Origin of the sequence: Desulfomicrobium apsheronum (assembly GCF_900114115.1) — a bacterium.
GTDB classification, from domain to species: domain Bacteria; phylum Desulfobacterota; class Desulfovibrionia; order Desulfovibrionales; family Desulfomicrobiaceae; genus Desulfomicrobium; species Desulfomicrobium apsheronum.
In genome coordinates this window covers 13,452-28,597 of the sequence record NZ_FORX01000007.1, presented here as the reverse complement: position 1 = coordinate 28,597, position 15,146 = coordinate 13,452, and the positions used below count along the sequence as shown (strand labels likewise).

Sequence of the window (15,146 nt, the reverse complement as noted above, 5' to 3'; positions counted from 1 at the left end):
TTGCGCGCAGGCGGTCTTGTCGTCCGCTGGGATCATCTATGCTTCGTCTCCGTCCGCGTAATCAGCATCTTCCCCTTCGACCGCGCCTTTTATTTCCGATTCCTCGGATTCTTCCGGGGTTTCTTCCCGGTTCTGGCTGATGAGGAGGTTCAATGCTCCGCGCAGGGCGCCGATGTTTTCTTCACTGATACCCTGGATGTCGAGCAACTGCTCGTTGGTGCAGGCGGCCATGGCTTCAAGGGAATCGAAGCCGGCTTCGGTGAAGTCCGCGACGGAGACCTGGGCAGCGCTGGCCAGCTGTTCCAGCAGGTGGCGGTTCTTGTGCACCTTATTGAAGCGGCTGTTGGTGAAAATGTCGATCTTCCAACCCAGAAGCTTGGCCGCGAGCTTGACGTTCTGGCCCTTCTTGCCGATGGCCGGGGTCAGCTGATCCTCGGGTACCACGACTTCCAGGGATTTTTCCTCGTCGTCGATGGCGATCTTGGAGATGCGCGCCGGAGACAGGGCGTTGGCCGCGTAGGTGGCGATGTCCGGGCTCCAGAGCACGATGTCGATGCGCTCGCCGCGCAGTTCCTGCACGATGCTGTGGATGCGCGAGCCGCGGATGCCGACGCAGGCGCCGACCGGATCAACATTGGAGTCCTGGGACAGGACGGTGACCTTGGCGCGCAGGCCCGGGTCACGGGCCACGCCCATGATGTTTACGGTGCCGTCGGCCACTTCGGGCACTTCACGGCGGAAAAGGGCGGTCATGTACTCGGGGTCGGAGCGGGTGATGATGATCTGCGGCCCGCGTCCTTCCTTGCGTACGTCGATGATGAGTCCCTCGACCCGGTCGCCCTGACGGAAGCGTTCACGCGGAATCTGCTTGTCCTTGGGCAGGAGGGCCTCGGTGCGGCCGAGGTTGATGATCCAGCCGGAACGGTCACGGCGCTGGATGATGCCGCTGACGATTTCGCCCTTGCGGTTCTTGTATTCCTCGTAGATGATTTCCTGTTCGGCGTCGCGCATGCGCTGGATGATGACCTGCTTGGCGCTCTGGGCGGCGATGCGGCCAAGATCCTCGACCTGCAGGCGAAATCCGATGGCGTCGTCAAGCTCGACGTTGGGGTCGTGCTTGATGGCTTCGACCATGAGGATCTCCGTGTCGGTATCCTCGACCTCTTCGACCACGATTTTGAACTGGTAGACTTCAATCTCGCCGGTCTCTTCGTTGAAGGTGACCTCGATATCCATCTTGTCGCCGTATTTTTTGGTCACGGAGGCCCGAATGGCTTCTTCCAGTGTGTCGATCAGCATTTCACGGTCGATGCCCTTGTCCTTGCTGATCTGGTCAATGGCTTTTTTGAGTTCCAAATTCATGAACGTCCTCCGTTCTCCGTGCGGAAACAACCCGCCGTATTCCGAAATTTATCGTTTCTTGCCCTGATCAAAGGGCTCGTAGACGAGGTTGGCCTTGCCCACATCGTCCCAGTTCAATTCAAATGTATTGCTGTCGTCGGTCAGCGTAAACATGGGCGGTTCCATACCGAGCAGGCGCCCCTTGAAATTTTTTCTGCCCTCAAGCGGGTTTTCCAGGCGGATGCGCATCGTCTGTCCCACATAGGCCTGCATCTGCTCCAAGGAAAAAAAAGGCCGCTCAAGACCGGGCGAGGACACTTCCAGGGTGAATGCTCCGGGAATGATGTCCTCCACGTCCAAGGCCAGACTCAGATGTTTGCTGACCTCCGAGCACTCGTCGATGCCGACCCCGTGTTCGGAGTCCAGATAGACTCGTACGATCCTGTGCCGTCCCCCGGCCGCGAAAAGCAGGTCGATACCCCAGACTTCGAGGTCCCGGGCCTGACACAGGGGAGTCACCATTTCCATGAGCCGCGCGTGTATTTCGTTTTTGTCCATCGTATAAGCCTATCGGAAAAAAAAAGGTGGACCACGAAAAGGCCCACCCCCATCAGCTACCGAAAATCAGTATGACCACATACAGGAGTGGAGCGGGTGACGAGGGTCGAACTCGCGACTCCAAGCTTGGGAAGCTTGTACTCTGCCATTGAGCTACACCCGCTCTGCAACCGTTTCCCTTGCATGAGGGGGGGGATGGCAGTCAAGTGTTTTTTTCCCAAGGCCCTTGTGGACCAGGCGGTCATGCATTTCAAGTGGCCTGGTATTTGCTCAATGAGCGTTACCAAGGAGGACCCCCCATGCAAGACAGCAGTTATAGCGCCGTATTCGGGGCTCTTACACAGCAACATCGACTGGATAGCATCGCCAATAATTTGGCTAACGTGAACACCACGGGTTTCAAGAGCGAAAAACTGGCCTTTCGGGATACGTTTCGCCGCTATGCCCATGACATGGTCGACCCTAACACGACCCTGAACGAGAAGGTACCCTGGCCGCAGCCCAATCTTTTGGCGCAGCCCCGGATCTCCGAGGCGGTCATCGACATGTCCCAGGGACCCATGAAGAGCACGGGCAACCCGCTTGACCTGGCCATCGCGGGGGACGGTTTTTTCCGGGTCCAGACGCCCGAAGGGGAATTTCTGACCCGTCAGGGCGTGTACCATCGCTCGGCCGAGGGTTTTGTCGTGGACGCCCATGGCAATCAGCTCCTGGGCCAAGGCGGTCCCCTGCAGATAGCGGAAGGGGGTGCCGTGCTTATTGACGCCGATGGCGGTTTTTCCGTTGACGGCGAGATTGTCGACACCATCGACCTGGTCCGTGTCGAGGACCCTCGCGCTTTGGAAAAGGTGGGCAATTCCCTGCTGCGCATTCGCCCGGGGGCGGACGCACAGGCCATTCCGGCCGAGGATTCCACCGTGGAGCAGGGCTTTCTGGAGGCGGCCAACGTGAACGTGGTCTCGGAGATGGTCAACATGATCGAAGCCATGCGCGCTTTCGAGGCCTACCAGAAGATGATCAGCGGTTCGTTCGAGCAAGACAAGAAGGCCATCGCAGAGGTCGGTGCGCCCAGATAATATCCCTAGGCTTGCCGCCCGCGACCTGATCGCGGGACGCAGGATGGGCGCGGGTGATCCCGCAAGGAGAAGAAGATATGATTCGCGCTTTATGGACCAGCGCCTCGGGCATGATCGCCCAGCAGCTCAATCTCGATGTCACGGCCAACAACCTGGCCAACGTGAACACCACCGGGTTCAAGAAGAACAGGGCCGAGTTCGAGGATCTCATGTACCAGAACATGAAGATCGCGGGCTCTTCCAACCAGGAAGGCGATCGCTTGCCCGTGGGCATGCAGGTCGGCATGGGCGTGCGGCCCGTGTCCGTGCACAAGATATTTTCACAGGGCGATTTCCAGAATACGGGCAACCAGCTCGACCTCGTCATCGAGGGCGACGGTTTTTTCCGCGTCGATCGCAGCGGTGAGGAGTCCTACACCAGAAGCGGGGCCTTCAAGCTCGACAGCGACGGACGCATCGTGACCGACAACGGGCATCCCCTGCAGCCTGAATTCATCGTCCCGCCAGAGACGCAGAACATCGTCGTGACCGAGGACGGCCGCCTGACCTGCGTGGACAAGGCCGGAGAGGAGATCGCTGGCACGGACATTCCGGTCTACACCTTCGTCAACCCCGCCGGTCTCAAGGCCATGGGGCGCAACCTCTATGTGCAGACCGACGGCTCCGGCGAGGCGGTGGAAAGCGTGCCCGGCGAGAACAATGCCGGCACCCTGGCTCAGGGATTTCTGGAGATGTCGAACGTGGAGATCGTGGAGGAGATGGTCAACATGATCGTGGGCCAGCGCGCCTACGAGGCCAACTCCAAGTCCATCACCACGGCCGACACGATGCTGCAGACCGCCAATCAGCTGAAGAGGTAGCTCATGCGTTTATTTGTGGCTCTGTTCGTTCTTCTGCTCTGCCCCTGCCTGGCCGTGGCCCAGGGCCGGCTGATCGTGGCCGGGGCCGTGTGCGTGGACGGACCGGCCATCACCCTGAACGACCTGGCCCAGGCCGAGGGCGAGGACGCCAAGACCCTGCTGGCCGCCATCGGCACGGTGCCCCTTTTGGCCTCGCCAAAGTTCGATGGCGCCAGGGCCAACCTGAACGGATCCAGATTGCGGGAACTGATCGTGCAGCGCTTCGGAACGGCCCTGCCACCTGTGGATGTTCCCGATCAGGTTCAAGTCCAGCGCGGAGGGCAGGTGCTCAGCACCCTGGCGTTGCGTCCGGCCATCGACAAAATTTTGACGAACGCCCTGGCCCATCATGGGGGCGAAGTGGAAATTCGCGAGCATCGCATGGCGGATTATCTCTTTCTCTCCGAAAAGGGGCCGGTTCAGGTTCGTGTCGTTCCCGTGGGCACTCCCGCACCGGGGCGGATCAGCCTGCGCCTTGAGGCCGTGACTGAAGACGGGCGCCCGGTGCAGAGCTTCACGGGTACGGTTTTCGCCGATGTCTGGAAGACCGTCCCTTGCGCCGCCCGCGTCCTGAACAGGGGTGACATCCTGGAGCCGGGACTGGTGGGTTTTGCGCGCAAGAATCTGGCTTACATGGCGCGAGCACCCTGGGATGGAGGCAATCTGCCCCTGCGCATGACCGCTGCGGTAGGCGAGGGACAGGTCATCAGCGCCGACGCGGTGGAATTCATTCCTGTGGTGGCCAAGGGACAGATTTTGACCCTGGTCTATGCGGGGCAGACACTCAAATTGACCGTGCCGGTCGAAAGTCTCGAGGACGGCGGCATCGGCAACACCATCCGGGTCCGAAACATGCAGAGCCGCAGAGTGGTGGCCGCGCAGGTTGTCGATGCCGAAACGGTGCGTGTGCCGTAGGCCGGGAGGAAATATGCAGAAACGATTTTTGATGTTCACGTTGGCCGTGCTGGCCATGACCGGATGCCGGACCACAAGCCGTCCGCCCATGCCTGCGGCCGTGGTCACGCCTCCTCCTCAGGAGCGGGTCTCAGAGGCCCAGAACCCTGGCTCGCTCTTTGATCCGGACGGGGCGACCATGCTCTTTGCCGACGCCAGGGCCAAAAGGGTCGGCGACATTCTGCTCATCAAGGTGGTGGAGACTACGCTGTCCAAGAGCAAGGCCTCGACCACGGCCGACAGGGCGAGTTCCATGGATCTGGGCGTGAGCGCCTATCTGGGTCAAAAACAGCTGCCGCTGATTCCCGATGCGACCGTGGGACCGGAGTCCCTGGTCAGCGCCAGTTCCACCAGCGGATTCGAGGGCGACGGCGAAACCAAGCGCGAAAGTTCCCTCACCACCACCGTGGCCGCCCGGGTGACCCGGGTTCTCGGCGGCGGACTCATGGAAGTGGTCGGGGCCCGCGAGACGCGGGTCAACGGCGAGACCCAGATCGTGTTGGTGCAGGGTGTGGCCCGGGATCGGGACATCGACGCCGACAACACCATCATGTCCACCAGCCTGGCCGAAGCGCGCATCGAACTTTACGGCGAGGGGGTCCTGGCCGACAAACAACGCCCCGGGTGGCTTGCGAGGATACTTGACAATGTGTGGCCATTCTAAAACCAGACGCTTCGCCTTCCTGCTTCTTGCCCTTGGCCTGGCAGTGGGCTTGGCCATGCCGGCCGGGGCCGTGCGGCTCAAGGATATCGCCAGCTTCGGCGGGGTGCGTTCCAACGACCTCGTCGGCTACGGACTGGTGGTCGGCCTGCCGGGAACCGGAGACAAGAGCAGCTCGCAGTTCACGATCCAGTCCATGGCCAACATGCTTGAAAACATGGGGGTCAAGGTCGACCGGGCAGCGCTCAAGCCCAAAAACGTCGCAGCGGTCATGGTCACGGTCAAGATGCCGGCCTCGTCCAGACCGGGGTCCCGGCTCGACGCGACGGTCTCCTCCGTGGGGGACGCGTCCTCGCTGCTTGGCGGCGTGCTGCTCATGACCCCGCTCAAGGGCATCGACGGCAGTATTTACGCCCTGTGCCAGGGTTCCCTGGCCGTGGGCGGGTTTTCGGCCGGAGGAGACGCGGCCACGGCGACCAAGAACATCACCACCGTGGGCCGCATCCCCGGCGGCGCGGTGGTCGAGCGCAGCGTGCCTTTCAGCTTCAACGAGCAAAAGGACATCACCATCCAGCTGGGCGTGGAGGATTTTTCCACGGCCAAGCAGGTCGCGGACAGCCTGAACAAGGCCATCGGCGGCCAGTACGCCCACGCCCAGGACGCCTCTTCCATAAGGCTCGGAATTCCTCCCCAGTATCAGGGGAACATCGTCGCGCTCATGGCCTCTCTTGAAAATCTGGAAGTACAGCCCGACAGCCGGGCCAAGGTGGTTGTCGATGAAAAGACCGGCACCGTGGTTCTGGGTTCCAACGTCACCCTGTCCCGGGTTGCCGTTTCCCACGGCAATCTGAACGTGGTCGTGTCCGAGCAGCCCCAGGTTTCCCAGCCCGGAGCGTTCTCCCCGGGTCAGACGGCCATCACTCCGTCCACCGAGATCGGCGTGCGCGAAGAGCAGCGGCGACTCGTCCTCATGGCCGGGGCTTCAATCCAGGAGCTGGTGGATGGCCTGAATGCCATTGGCGCCACGCCCCGGGACCTCATTTCCATTCTGCGGACCATGAAATCGGCGGGCGCCCTGCATGCCGATCTTGAGGTCCTCTAGCCAGCGGAGGCGGTATGAACGAGATTATCACCACGGCCCTGCCCGAACCTGATTCGACGCAAAGCCTGCAGGAGCGCCTGCGGGATCTGCGCTCCCGGGTGCAGCCGGAAAAGGGCCTGGACGAGGTCAAGCTCAAGAAGGCCTGCCAGGACTTCGAGGCCGTGTTCATTGGTCAGATCTGGAAGCAGATGCGCGCTTCCGTGCCCAAGGAAGGGATGCTCCATTCCAAGGAAGAAGAGAGCTATCTGTCCATGTTTGACCAGGAGCTCTCGGTCAAGATGTCGCAAAGCGGGGGCATCGGCTTGTCCGACATGCTCTATGCGAATCTTTCCGAGCGTCTGGTCAATGCCAGTCGGGACACGACTTCGACGGCTCCTTTGCATCCCCTGAACATGGCGGATCGCGGCAAGGCCCCGTCCGGAGCGCAGGCTGCGGCAGTGCCCCCGCGCACGCTGGCCGCGATCACGGCTCAGCACGAGGCCGAAATGCTGGCGCGAAGTATCGAGCAGAGGTCGCCGTCCGGAGAGGCTCAGGCGAAGATCATGCCCACTGACCTTGAGGATGCCCTGCGCGTTGTGCGCATGGACGGCGAGGACGGCCCCTAGTGCGCATGGCCACGGGGAAATTCTTGCCGATGGGCCGGGCGCTGAAGCCTGCGTCCGGGGCGGGAAAGGGCTTCTGACGCCGTCTTTGGAGGGCCTGATGCATGCTGGTCGGCATTTTGCAATGATCAGGAAAATGAAGGGTGCGCCAAGCAGGGATTTCCTGCCTCGGCCTTAATTTTCACTACCGCTCATGTTTAAGGAAGCACGATATGCAACAGATCATTCTCGGCAGTCTCATTCGTCAGGCAAAAGGCACAGAGCTTCTCTGCCAGCTCCTGCGCGAGGAATACTCCTTGCTGCGGGCGGGCGCGCCGGATCAGGTGACGGGACTTGAGATGTGCATCCAGGACCTGATCAGGCAGCTCGTGCGCGAACGCGAGGCTCTGGTCCATCGTCTGCAATCGGCGGGCATGACCAATCTGGCTGTTTTTCTGGAGACCCTGTCTGCTGCGGACAGGCGCATCTTTGAAACGTGGCGGGCCAAGATCATCACGCATGAGCAGGACAGCGGCCAGCTGGCCTCGATCAACGCCGATCTGGCCATGGCCCTTTGGAAGCAGAGCGGCGTGCTGCTCAGCCATTTTCAGAATCAGGTCGCACCGAGGGAGCGCAACACCTACTCGGCCAAGGGGACGTGGCAGGACCGCACGGCCACGGCGACTCTGGTGCGCGGGAGGCTCTGATGCCCGGCATCGCATCCCTGTTCAATATCGGGAAGCAGTCCCTTTTTGCCAACCAGTCGGCCATCGAGGTCGTCGGCAACAACATTTCCAACGCCAATACCGAAGGTTACAGCCGTCAGGCGGTGCGCTTCGAGGATGGCTACTACATCAGTTATACTCCGGGCCAGCTCGGTACAGGGGTCAACGCGGCCGAAGTCATCCGTTATTTCGATGAGTTCACCGAGATCATGTACAATGACAAAAGTTCGGAGCAGCAGCGTTGGCAGAAGCTCTACGAGAATCTGCAGAACGTTGAAATGATTTTCAACGAATCCAACGCGCAAGGGGTCAACTCGGCCTTGTCCGCATTTTGGGCGGATTGGCAGACCCTGGCCACCAGTCCCGACAATCAGAGCGTGCGGGCCGCCTTGCTCGGCCATGCCTCAAATCTGGAACAGGCCATAGGGGTTGTCTACGGCGATCTGCAGCGTCTGCAATCTCAGACCGATGATACCATTCGTGCTGAAGTTTCCGAGATCAATACACTTCTTGAAAGCATTGCCGCGCTGAACAAGCAGATCACCGTGACCGAGGAGACTGGCAAGAACAACGCCAACGGACTGCGCGACGAGCGTGCGACTCTGGTTCGGAAGTTGGCCGAAAAGATCGATATCAGATATATCGACAACGGCCTTGGCAATGTGACCATCACCACCCAGGCCGGGCATACCCTGGTTGACGGCGTCAGTGCCTTTCGGTTGGCTTTCGATTCTCCGTCGTCTATTCCGAATTTGAAAAGCACCTCTACCTATAACGGGTTGCCGACTTTTGACGGGGAAAGTTCCAGCGAATACACTATAAAAATTTTGAACAATGTGTCTGTGCCCCCAGTGCCGCCTGTTGCGGAAGAAGACATGTTGAAGTTCAGTGTGTCTGTGGATGGCGGTAAGACTTGGATGACTAATGAAGCGGGTGGCAGTGAATTTACTTACACAGGAGAGGCTTTTCTGCTGCCCGACGGCAAGGGCACTCTGACGTTTCCGGATGGGGACGTCGGTATGGATACATTGCAGAAAGACGATCGTTTTCAGATACTGCCCAACAAGTCTTTGTTCTGGTACGAGACCACTTCTTCCAGGATCAACATCACTCCCCAGATCATGCCCAACGGCGAAGATAACGAACGTCGTCTGACCGGGGGCACCCTGGCCGGGTACTTCCAGTTTCGTGATGCGAGCGTGGGTAGTTATATCGAAAAGCTGGACGCCTTTGCCAAGGGCCTGGCCTGGGAAGTCAACCGTATCCATTCCCAGGGCACTGGGCTTGAACGCTTCGAAGAAGTCATTGGAACCTACGGGGTGACGAGCAGCGAGCTTTCCCTGCAAACCGGTGCTGGGTCGGCATTTGGCGACAAACTGGAAGACGGTAACCTCATGATCGGGGTTTACGACAAAAATACCGGAGCGTTGGTGCAGTTTTCGGCTTTGGATTTCAGCGCGGATGACGGGGTGCAAAATTTCGTTGCCCAAGATCATTCCCTCGACCGTGTTGTTGAAGCTATAAAGCGAGTTTTTCCCGGCAAGCTCACGGCCTCCGTGTTGGACAACCATCTGCAGATCGAAGCCGCAGACGGCTATGATTTCGCCTTTGGTTCCGATTCCACCGGCCTGCTTGCCGCCTTGGGCATCAATACTTTTTTCGATGGTTCCAACGCCAGGAGCCTGTCACTCAACAATGATGTGCGCGGCAACACTGCGCGCATCAATACCGGTCACATTAACGGCGCCGGGGAGATGAACGAGGGCGACAACACCACATCCGCCGCCCTTGCCGCCTTGCAGAACAAGGCCGTGACCACGCGCACCGTAAGCGAAGGTACGACCCGCCAGACCCTGGGGGAATATTATTCCACACTGGTGGCCAAAGCGGGCTCGGACACGCAGTCTTCAAAGTTCAATTATGAATACCAGCAGGCCCTGGCAAATGACCTGAGATCGCGGCAGGAATCCGTCTCGGGCGTGAATCTGGACGAGGAAATGACCAACCTGATCAAGTTTCAGCACGCCTATACTGCGGCTGCGAAACTGATCACCACCGCCGAGTCCATGCTGCAAGTGCTGCTGGGGCTCAAGAACTAATGGAGGCGGGACATGCGCGTATCTCTTCGTAACCAGTACAGCAATTTTCTGTACAACCTGCAGGACACCCAGTCTAAGCTCATGGATTTGAACATGCAGGCTTCCAGCCAGAAGCGTATCAACAGACCCTCCGACGATCCGGTGGGCACTGCCCGCGTGCTCAATTACCGTTCTTCCCTGGCTTCCATCGACCAGTATCGCTCCAATATAGACACGGCCAAGGGCTGGCTCGGCCTGGCCGATGAATCCATGATTCAGGTCAGCACCATTTTGACCAAACTCAAGGGTCTGGCCGAACAGGGCGCTTCCGGCACAATGACCGCTTCAGACCGCGAGGCCACCTCCTACGAGGTCCGTCAGCTTTTCAGCCAGCTGGTCAATCTGGGCAACACCCGTTTCGAAGGCAAATCCATTTTCGGGGGACAGAAGTTCGAGGGGAGCGCCTTCGAGGAGGCGCTCATGGTCTATGATCAGGACGGAAAAAGTCTTGGTCTGGTCACGGGCCAGAGTAGTCGTAGTATTGCGGTCCAGTTTTTGGGGGCGGGTCCAGGTCCCGTCGACGCAGCTGGAGGGGAATACCGCTACAGCAAAGACGGCGGCACAACTTGGACAAAGGGAACAGTGGGTGCGGATGGCACGCTGGATTTGGGCGGGATTGATCTTAATCTGGGGCCGAAATATCAAGTCTGGCCATCGCCTGAAACAAACGTTTCGACCGAAACGGGATCCTGGCTGACCATCGCGCCTACGGCGGTGTATAAGGGGGATCACGAATCCCAGTCGGCGGTGGTTTATACCGCAGGAGGCCTTGATGTTGTGGCGGAGCCTCTTGGTGGGTTCGAGCGGGATGTAAGAGTGACCGTGGTGGTGGATCCCGACAATGCGGCAAATTTAAAGATTACCGCAACTCCCCTTGGCAACGGGGCTGGTGATCCTTTGATTACGTCGATACCGGCAACATCATCCTGTGTGGTCGAAACGCCTTACGGAACAGTGAGTCTGTCAGGAACAAATCTTGTCGGAACACAACTTGATGTGAAGGCCGGCTCCACAGGCGTGTTGCAGATGGGCTCCACGATCAATGCCGAGGGGCGCGGGCTTTTCGATAATGACGTGATGGTGCGCATCAATAAGGTCGATTTTGGCGATTCCAAGATTACCTACAAATACAGCACGGATGGCGGGACGAGCTGGTCCGACGATCGTTCCGCGTCTCTGACTGGCACCAACGCCTCCGAGCTTCTGGTACCGGGAGGCAAGCTTGTTCTTACAAACAGGCCCGGTGCGTCCGACCTGAAGGCTGGCGACCAGTTCGTCATCCACCCCCAGACGGCGGCCCACAACGTGGAGATTTCCGCCGGGCAGTATTTGCAGCTCAACAATATCGGTGCGGAAATTTTTGGCGGCTACTATGAAAACGGGACGCAGCCGGTGTTCTCGGATTCCGACGTGGGCAAGAACATCATGGTCACCGTGGGAAAGCTGGTGGCCGCCCTTGAAAACAACAACCAGCAAGGATGTGCCGAGGCTCTGGACGGGTTGAAGGCGGGTCATCAGTATTTCACCACCCAGCTGGCCTCCGTGGGTGCGCGGGAAAACCGGCTCGACGTGGCCGACACTGTCCTCTCCGGCCTTAAACTCAACGAAACCGAGCGCATGAGCAATGTGGAGGATGCGGATCTGGCCACGCTTCTGACGGAACTGGCCAACCAGCAGCTGTCTTATGAGGCGGTCCTCAAATCCTCGTCCATGATCATGAAGATGAGCCTGGTCAATTATCTGTAGGAAGGGGTTATGCTCATACTCTCTCGTCGCCCCGGAGAAAGCGTGCATGTGGGTGATGACATCAAGATCACGATTTTAAGCATCAAGGGACAGCAGATCAAACTGGGCCTTGAAGTGCCGGAACACATGCCGGTCTACCGGGAAGAAATTTATCTCAAGGTGCAGACCCAGAACGCCTCGGCCCTGGAACTCGACAACAACGATCTGATGATGGCGGCAGCAATATGGACAAGCAAAGACAAATAATAAATTCACGCATCGGGCAGCTGGTCATTTCCGCAGACAAGACCATCCGGTTTCCGCGCGGCATCATCGGTTTCGAGTCCCTGCGGGAATTCGCCCTGGTGGAGTTCAAGCCCGGAACACCCTTTCATTTTTTACAATGCATTGAAATGCCGAGCATGGGCATGATGCTCGCCGATCCGTTCTCATTCTTACCGAACTATGAGATTCGGCTGGCTGCGGCCGAAGAGCGGATTTTGAAGGTGCGCAGCATCCACGACCTGGTCATCCTGGTCAGCGTGACCGTGCCCAAGGGCGACCCGCAAGGGAGTACCCTCAATCTGACCGGGCCCATCTGCGTCAATGTCCAGGAACGCCTGGGGCTTCAGTCCCCGCAAGTGGAATCGGGATTTCCGTCCCAGGTCCTGCTGCGCGACCTTGGAAACGAGGACAGGCGTTTGGCCAATTCATGAAAAAAAGCCTGGCCGGGTCACCGGTCAGGCTTTTTCTGTCGAGTCGCAAATGGGTCAGCCCCAGATGTCAAGCTCCTGTCTGAGCAGGCTGGCCGCGATATCCTTACCGTTAGCACTGTACTCTCCCGCCTCTATCCGGGCCTTCACGTCGGCGACCTTGTCGGCTCGCACCCCGTCGCTTTCCTGGGCAGTTTTGAGCATGCTCACCTTGAGCCGCGCTTCATCGGAGATGGAGATGCGGTCGGAACCGCTGTCCTGATTGGCAACGGTCTTCTGGTGCTCCTGGCGCTGCTGCTCCAGCTGGTCCAGTCGTTGCGATTCGTAGCCGCTGAAAGATTTGATGGTGTTGATCGACATTTTCCGCTCCTGCCGGGGTTTCCGGCCGCACTGGCTTTATCCTCACGTGGACGAGACGCGCCCCCCAAGAACAAGGCCTAGAGCATTGTTTCGTTGACCCGGGTCAAGGCGATTTCCCACAACCGGCGCATGAAAGCATCCTTTTCGCCGTTGGTCAATTCCGCGACACCCTGGTCTGTTTTTTTCAGTATCTGAAGGCCGCTTCCGTCGGACGGGTACCTGAAAAGCACATCCTGTCCGAATTCCTTGGCCATCTGTGTCTTGATTTCACGAACGACCGGGTTCGTGGTGTCCGATCCGATGAGGTTGTTCACGATCTCGCCTGCGACCTTTTCGACCAGCTGGCGTCTTTTGGCTTCCTTGGAAATGGAAACGGAATCCTCTTGCCCGGCGCGGTCCATGTATTTCTTGAACCTGGCAATGCGTCGACCCGCTTCTTGGTGCTGGTCGTACGTGCGCATCACGTTTTTGACGAGAAAGGGATTCACTGTCACAGGGCATACCTCTTACTTCTCCCTATCGGCCACTTGTCAGCGAACTTTAGTTTTATTTGCAAAAAAGTTTGTCCACGCCCAAGGCTCGCCGCAAACTCACATTGCCCCTCTCCTTGAATACGCGAGACCTTTTGCTTACACTCCCGCAAATGGGAAAAATCATCAGCAAAATAGTCATTGTCCATAACGTCGAGAACGAGCTGGCGGCCAACATGGCCCGGCAAATCCGGCGCTGGCTCGTGGGCGAGGGGCGCTCGGCACGGATTGTCGCATCTTCCAAGGAAGAGGTCCACTGCGTCTCGACCTGGGGGGATGCGGACATGATCCTGACCCTGGGCGGCGATGGCACACTGCTCGCCGTGGCCCGGGCCGTGCAGGATATGGGTATCCCGATCCTGGGCCTGAACCTCGGCAAAGTCGGGTTTCTTACGGAGCTTTCGCCCACGGACTGGCGCGAATCCCTGACGCTCATTTTGCGTGGGGAGTACGACATGTCCCAGCGGCTGGTCATCAGCTTTCATGTGCTCCGGCGCGGTCAGGAGTATTATCGGGGCTACGCCATAAATGATCTGGTCATCAGCTGCGGAAGCCTGGCGCGCATGATCAGGCTGGACATGTGGTACGGCAACGACCACCTTGGCACTGTGCGGGCCGACGGCATGATCGTGGCCACGCCCACCGGTTCGTCGGGTTATTCCATCTCCGCAGGCGGACCGCTCATCTACCCGGAGCTCAACGTCTTCGCCCTGACTCCCATCTGTCCATTCCTGCACGCCTTCAGACCCATGGTCCTGCCGTTCGAGAACGACCTGCGCATCCTGGTCCTCGACGCGGCCCCGGATGTCTATCTGACCCAAGACGGCCAGACCGGCGTGGTCCTGGCCGCCGGAGACAACATCTTCGCCTCCAGAGCCGAAAAAAGGCTCAACCTGATCCGGCCTCTGCACTCCCAATACGCCCACAAACTCAAGTCCAAGGGGTTCGTGCGCGAGAGTTGACGGGTTTTGGCCTGGACTTTTGCCTCTTTTTCCGATCGGTTGGCGCGCATCGTGGGCAAAGCTGGCCTTGGCGTCAAAAAATTCTGCAACACTTTCCTTCAAGGACAACCAATGAGTGGACAAGCTCGCTCCGGCTCAAGGCATTTGCCTCCGGGGCTTCATATCATTCACGAGGACCGGGACATCATCGTCGTGGACAAGCCCGCCGGGATGCTGACCATGGCCACGGAGGCGGAGAAGACGCGTACCGCCTATTACGCCCTGACCGATTACGTGCGCAAGGGCAACGCCAAGTCCAGGTACAGGATTTTCATTGTCCATCGCCTGGATCGGGAGACTTCGGGGATTTTGCTCTTCGCCAAGACCGAGGCGGCCAAGCGCACCCTGCAGGATCAGTGGGGGGATACCACCAAGATCTATGCTGCCGTGGTGCACGGGCAAATGGACAAGGCCTCGGGCACGGTCATCTCCCATCTGGTGGAGAGCGGTGTGCACAAGGTCTATTCCACTCGCGACGCCAGGCTCGGCAAGTTGGCGCAGACCGCCTGGACCGTGGTCAAGGAGAAGGGAGGATATTCGCTTTTGAGGATTGAATTGCTGACTGGACGCAAGCACCAGATCCGGGTGCAGATGGCGGATCTGGGGCATCCTGTGGCCGGTGACCGGAAATACGGAGGCAAGGGCGACAATTTTTCCCGCCTGGCGCTGCATGCTGCTTCAATCAGCTTCGCGCATCCGTTCTCGGGTCAACGCATGACCCTTGAAGCGCCAATGCCGACCATTTTTGCGCAATTGGTGGGCCGGGCCCAGTTGCCCTGAAC

General features: G+C 59.0%; 17 protein-coding genes and 1 tRNA gene. 13 read left to right on the top strand and 5 right to left on the bottom strand.

The annotated features are described in order from the left end of the window. Positions 1-36: 36 nt before the first annotated feature. The 3 genes from nusA to BMZ40_RS08665 all read right to left on the bottom strand — a co-directional run bounded on the left by nusA (position 37) and on the right by BMZ40_RS08665 (position 2,062). Complete coding sequence (nusA, locus tag BMZ40_RS08675; RefSeq protein WP_092374182.1) at positions 37-1,362, bottom strand: transcription termination factor NusA; 1,326 nt, start codon at positions 1,360-1,362, stop codon at positions 37-39. A gap of 48 nt (positions 1,363-1,410) precedes the next feature. After that, a complete protein-coding gene (locus tag BMZ40_RS08670) occupies positions 1,411-1,899 on the bottom strand; it encodes a ribosome maturation factor RimP (RefSeq protein ID WP_092374179.1) in 489 nt (162 codons plus the stop codon). Between the two features lie 88 nt (positions 1,900-1,987). Next, positions 1,988-2,062, bottom strand: a tRNA-Gly gene (locus BMZ40_RS08665). A 136-nt stretch (positions 2,063-2,198) separates the two neighbouring features. Here BMZ40_RS08665 and flgF point away from each other — a divergent pair. From flgF to fliW, 11 genes are all read left to right on the top strand, one after another. Beyond that, positions 2,199-2,975, top strand: a complete 777-nt coding sequence (flgF, locus tag BMZ40_RS08660) for a flagellar basal-body rod protein FlgF (protein ID WP_092374176.1) — start codon at positions 2,199-2,201, stop codon at positions 2,973-2,975. Positions 2,976-3,052: 77 nt separating this feature from the next. Further along, a complete protein-coding gene (gene flgG, locus BMZ40_RS08655) occupies positions 3,053-3,835 on the top strand; it encodes a flagellar basal-body rod protein FlgG (protein ID WP_092374173.1) in 783 nt (260 codons plus the stop codon). 3 nt (positions 3,836-3,838) lie between these two features. Next, a complete protein-coding gene (gene flgA, locus BMZ40_RS08650) occupies positions 3,839-4,789 on the top strand; it encodes a flagellar basal body P-ring formation chaperone FlgA (RefSeq protein ID WP_092374170.1) in 951 nt (316 codons plus the stop codon). A gap of 13 nt (positions 4,790-4,802) precedes the next feature. Beyond that, positions 4,803-5,492 carry a flagellar basal body L-ring protein FlgH gene (locus tag BMZ40_RS08645; protein ID WP_092374167.1) on the top strand — a complete coding sequence of 230 codons (690 nt, stop codon included), beginning with the start codon at positions 4,803-4,805 and terminating at the stop codon, positions 5,490-5,492. Further along, positions 5,476-6,591 carry a flagellar basal body P-ring protein FlgI gene (locus BMZ40_RS08640; RefSeq protein ID WP_092374164.1) on the top strand — a complete coding sequence of 372 codons (1,116 nt, stop codon included), beginning with the start codon at positions 5,476-5,478 and terminating at the stop codon, positions 6,589-6,591. The genes BMZ40_RS08645 and BMZ40_RS08640 overlap by 17 nt, the downstream gene beginning before the upstream one ends. 14 nt (positions 6,592-6,605) lie before the next feature. Continuing rightward, complete coding sequence (locus tag BMZ40_RS08635; protein ID WP_092374161.1) at positions 6,606-7,196, top strand: rod-binding protein; 591 nt, start codon at positions 6,606-6,608, stop codon at positions 7,194-7,196. A 209-nt stretch (positions 7,197-7,405) separates the two neighbouring features. Beyond that, the gene (flgN, locus tag BMZ40_RS08630; RefSeq protein ID WP_092374158.1) at positions 7,406-7,879 is read left to right on the top strand and encodes a flagellar export chaperone FlgN; all 474 of its coding nucleotides are present in this window, start codon (positions 7,406-7,408) and stop codon (positions 7,877-7,879) included. Continuing rightward, the gene (flgK, locus tag BMZ40_RS08625; protein ID WP_092374148.1) at positions 7,879-9,996 is read left to right on the top strand and encodes a flagellar hook-associated protein FlgK; all 2,118 of its coding nucleotides are present in this window, start codon (positions 7,879-7,881) and stop codon (positions 9,994-9,996) included. The genes flgN and flgK overlap by 1 nt, the downstream gene beginning before the upstream one ends. Before the next feature lie 12 nt (positions 9,997-10,008). Next, positions 10,009-11,781: a flagellar hook-associated protein FlgL gene (gene flgL, locus BMZ40_RS08620; RefSeq protein ID WP_092374145.1), complete on the top strand. Its 1,773-nt coding sequence runs from the start codon at positions 10,009-10,011 to the stop codon at positions 11,779-11,781. A gap of 9 nt (positions 11,782-11,790) precedes the next feature. Continuing rightward, positions 11,791-12,027, top strand: a complete 237-nt coding sequence (gene csrA / locus BMZ40_RS08615; protein ID WP_092189101.1) for a carbon storage regulator CsrA — start codon at positions 11,791-11,793, stop codon at positions 12,025-12,027. Beyond that, positions 12,006-12,476 carry a flagellar assembly protein FliW gene (fliW, locus tag BMZ40_RS08610; protein ID WP_092374142.1) on the top strand — a complete coding sequence of 157 codons (471 nt, stop codon included), beginning with the start codon at positions 12,006-12,008 and terminating at the stop codon, positions 12,474-12,476. The genes csrA and fliW overlap by 22 nt, the downstream gene beginning before the upstream one ends. Before the next feature lie 54 nt (positions 12,477-12,530). Here the strand turns inward: fliW and flgM are convergent, their stop codons facing one another. Further along, on the bottom strand, positions 12,531-12,833 hold the full coding sequence (gene flgM, locus BMZ40_RS08605; RefSeq protein ID WP_092374139.1) for a flagellar biosynthesis anti-sigma factor FlgM: 303 nt from the start codon (positions 12,831-12,833) through the stop codon (positions 12,531-12,533). Between the two features lie 77 nt (positions 12,834-12,910). Next, the gene (locus BMZ40_RS08600; RefSeq protein ID WP_092374136.1) at positions 12,911-13,321 is read right to left on the bottom strand and encodes a DVU0524 family FlgM-associated protein; all 411 of its coding nucleotides are present in this window, start codon (positions 13,319-13,321) and stop codon (positions 12,911-12,913) included. A gap of 218 nt (positions 13,322-13,539) precedes the next feature. Here BMZ40_RS08600 and BMZ40_RS08595 point away from each other — a divergent pair, with 218 nt between their 5' ends. Both BMZ40_RS08595 and BMZ40_RS08590 read left to right on the top strand, forming a co-directional pair. Then, complete coding sequence (locus tag BMZ40_RS08595; RefSeq protein ID WP_177193084.1) at positions 13,540-14,325, top strand: NAD(+)/NADH kinase; 786 nt, start codon at positions 13,540-13,542, stop codon at positions 14,323-14,325. 111 nt (positions 14,326-14,436) lie between these two features. Next, the gene (locus BMZ40_RS08590; protein WP_092374130.1) at positions 14,437-15,144 is read left to right on the top strand and encodes an RluA family pseudouridine synthase; all 708 of its coding nucleotides are present in this window, start codon (positions 14,437-14,439) and stop codon (positions 15,142-15,144) included. Positions 15,145-15,146 lie beyond the last annotated feature (2 nt).